The 3,200-nt window shown below is 55.9% G+C and carries 3 protein-coding genes; 1 reads left to right on the forward strand and 2 read right to left on the reverse strand.

All coding sequences use genetic code 11. From position 1 onward, the window contains the following. Both ACY692_RS14710 and ACY692_RS14715 read right to left on the reverse strand, forming a co-directional pair. On the reverse strand, positions 1–332 hold a 332-nt coding region (locus tag ACY692_RS14710; RefSeq protein WP_462326131.1), incomplete at its 3' end, for a transporter substrate-binding domain-containing protein. A 301-nt stretch (positions 333–633) separates the two neighbouring features. Next, complete coding sequence (locus ACY692_RS14715; RefSeq protein ID WP_462326132.1) at positions 634–1,362, reverse strand: amino acid ABC transporter ATP-binding protein; 729 nt, start codon at positions 1,360–1,362, stop codon at positions 634–636. A gap of 210 nt (positions 1,363–1,572) precedes the next feature. Between ACY692_RS14715 and ACY692_RS14720 the strand changes: the two genes are divergently transcribed. Further along, positions 1,573–2,979, forward strand: coding sequence for a sigma 54-interacting transcriptional regulator (locus tag ACY692_RS14720; protein ID WP_462326133.1), 1,407 nt, complete (start codon positions 1,573–1,575; stop codon positions 2,977–2,979). The last annotated feature ends 221 nt before the right edge of the window (positions 2,980–3,200 follow it).

Below are 3,200 nucleotides of genomic sequence, written 5' to 3' on the forward strand. Positions count from 1 at the left end.
TCGATGGATTTGTCGCGTTCGCGTTTGTGGGTCATGTTGGCCACGGACATGTCGATGCGGCCCTGCTGCAAGAAGGAGATCCTGGTCTTGTCGGTCACCTTGACCCTGTCGAGCTTGCAGCCGAGACGTTTGGCGATTTCCTTGGCCATATCCACGTCGAAACCGACCCAATTATTGTCCGCGTCATAGTAGGCGCCCGGAATGGAATTGGTCATGATTCCGGCACGGATCGTCTTGGTCTTCATGACCCTGTCATACGTGGCACCGGCAAATGCCATCGTGGCACACAAACTCATGACGGCAACGAGGGTGAGGATTCTCAAACTACGCATCGTGCATCTCCTTGGTTGAGAGTGGAACGGGTTTGGTATGTGTCCCGAAAAAACCGGGCTGGACGCGGGGGAATGGTGTTAGGTTTTAGGTATTAGGTGTTAGGTTGTAGTATCTTACTCGTGAAAGTCTGCCAAAAAAACAAGAAAACTCTCTAACCATTCGAACCTAAAACTTAAAACCTAAAACTTAAAACCTAAAACGTAAAACTGCGGCTTGGCCGCATGAGGTTTTTATCGCTCTCAAATTCCCCAACTCTTTCAAATTTCTTAACTCGCTTAAATTTCTTAATTTTTTTGAGAATCAGTGGCTGATGATCTTTTTGAGAAAATCCTTGGTGCGGTCACTTTGGGGGTTGGCAAAGAATTGGCCCGGGGTGTTCTGTTCGATGATGCATCCATCGTCCATGAACACGACCTGGTCGGCCACCTCTCGGGCGAAACCCATCTCATGGGTCACGCAGATCATGGTCATCCCCTTTTTGGCCAGGGTTTTCATGACATCAAGGACCTCGTTGATCATTTCCGGGTCCAGGGCCGATGTGGGCTCGTCAAAGAGCATGATCTTGGGCTGCATTGCCAGTCCGCGGGCAATGGCCACGCGCTGTTGCTGCCCCCCGGAAAGCTGTCCGGGATACGCGTGGGCCTTGTCGGGGATATCAACCTGCTCGAGCAGGTCCATGGCGATGGAAGATGCCTCTTTTTTGTCCATCCCTCGGACCATGGTCGGGGCGAGGATGATATTCTCAAGGACGGTCATGTGCGGGTAGAGATTGAACTGCTGGAAGACGAACCCGATCTCCGCCCTGAGCAGGGTCAGGTTCAGGTCTTCTGCGTACAGATCCGCACCGTCGACCAGGATCCTGCCCTTTTGGATGGGCTCGAGGCGGTTAATACACCTGATAAGGGTACTTTTGCCCGAACCGCTCGGCCCGCACACGACAAAGACCTCGCCCTTGCCGACCTGCAGGGAGACGTCCTTGAGCGCGTGGTGTTCGCCGTACCATTTATGGATGTGTCGTATGTCGATCAAAATAAATCCGGATGGGTTTTGAGGGAACAAACCCTGCCAAGATCCGGCATGGCCGGCACTCCTGGTAGGGATATGGTGGGGCCTGGATGTAGTAAGGACCCGATGAAACAAAAAGATGAGCGCGTATAGCAAAATATGCGCTCATGGGCAAGCAAGGGACGGTATGGATAATATTGCAAATAATGTGCTTTGCGGATAATGACCCAATCTATGTCAGCAACCAATGTTCTCTTTGTCTCCCGGCCGGAGTACGTCACCCCGGTTTTTACCGCCCTCAAGAAAAGGGGGGTCTCCGTACTCATGGCCGAGGACGTGGAGTCTGCGCTGAGGGTTATCCAAAACACCGTCCCCTGTCTCGTTTTCGCCCAGGAAAACCTGGCAACAATGCGCGTGCTCGATCTCCTGCGTACGGTGCAGCAAGAAGAGTGCGGGGTGGAGGTCATCGTGTTCTCGGAAGCGGGGTCGGTTGATGGGGCCCAGAAGGCACTCGAGGCCGGTGCCCGGGATTATTGGACGACCCCCCTTGACAAGGACAAGGTTCTTGCGGCCCTGCCGGAGGAAACGGAAACCGCTGCACCGCCGGTGCACCCCCCTGCAGATATACCCGCGGGGACGAGAAAGATCATCGGCTCCCACCCGGCCATCCGCCGCGTCCTGGCATTGGCAAGGCAGGTGGCCCCCTCGAGGGCGACCGTGCTCATCTCCGGTGAGTCGGGGACCGGTAAGGAGATGTTCGCCAGATACCTCCACGGGGCGTCCGATAGACGCGACAACCCCTTTGTGGCGGTCAACTGTGCGGCCCTGCCCGAACATCTGCTGGAGTCGGAACTTTTTGGGCATGAAAAGGGCGCTTTTACCGGGGCTATCCAAAAAAAAGCCGGAAAGTTCGAGCTCGCCCACGGCGGAACCCTGCTTTTGGACGAAATTTCCGAGATGGATCTCGGGCTGCAGGCAAAACTCCTGCGCGTTCTGCAGGAGGGAGAGATAGACCGCGTCGGGGGGACAGAGACCCTCAATGTCGATGTCAGGGTCCTGGCCACGACCAACCGGGATATCGAAAAAAGCGTGGCCGAAAAGGAATTTAGACAGGATCTATACTACCGGCTCAATGTCATCCCCCTGAAGCTTCCGCCCCTGCGCGAACGCGGACAGGACATCCTCGCTCTGGGCGAATTTTTTATCAAACGGTATAGCAGGGAATATGGGTTCGCCTACTCGGGGTTCGCTGCCGAGGCCAAGAGCTGGCTCATGGAGTATCCCTGGCCGGGCAATGTCCGTGAATTGCAAAATCTCATGGAGCGCGCCGTGCTGTTGGCCGCTGGTTCGCCCATCAAGCCGTGCCATTTTCTGCTCGAGGGCGAAGAGTGGCCCCTTGACGAACAGCCCGGGGGGCCAGAGGAAGGGGAGCTGCCGAAGGACGCCGGCGAAGGAGACGACCACCCGGCCGTCCCCGGCAACGTGGTCCCCCTGCAGGAGATGGAGCGCAGGCTTATCCTGCAGAGCCTCGACCAGACATCGGGCAACAGGACCCAGGCCTCCAAACTCCTGGGCATATCGGTCAGAACCCTGCGCAACAAGCTCAACGAGTACCGCAAGCAGGGGGTGGAGATCGAGTAGGAGGGGGAGGACGGTGTTAGGTTTTAGGTGTTAGGTTTTAGGTGTTAGGTTTTAGGTTTTAGGTGTTAGGTTTTAGGTGTTAGGAAAGGGCGAAGGAGACGGGAGGCGGGAGACGGGAGGGGCACTGGGTGCCGTGCCCATTTGGCCGCATCCGGTGGGACAGGATGTTTCTGCAAAAAAACGAACACCGAGGATCAAGCCCACAACCGTGTCTTGTAACA

Source organism: Desulfoplanes sp., from assembly GCF_054921335.1.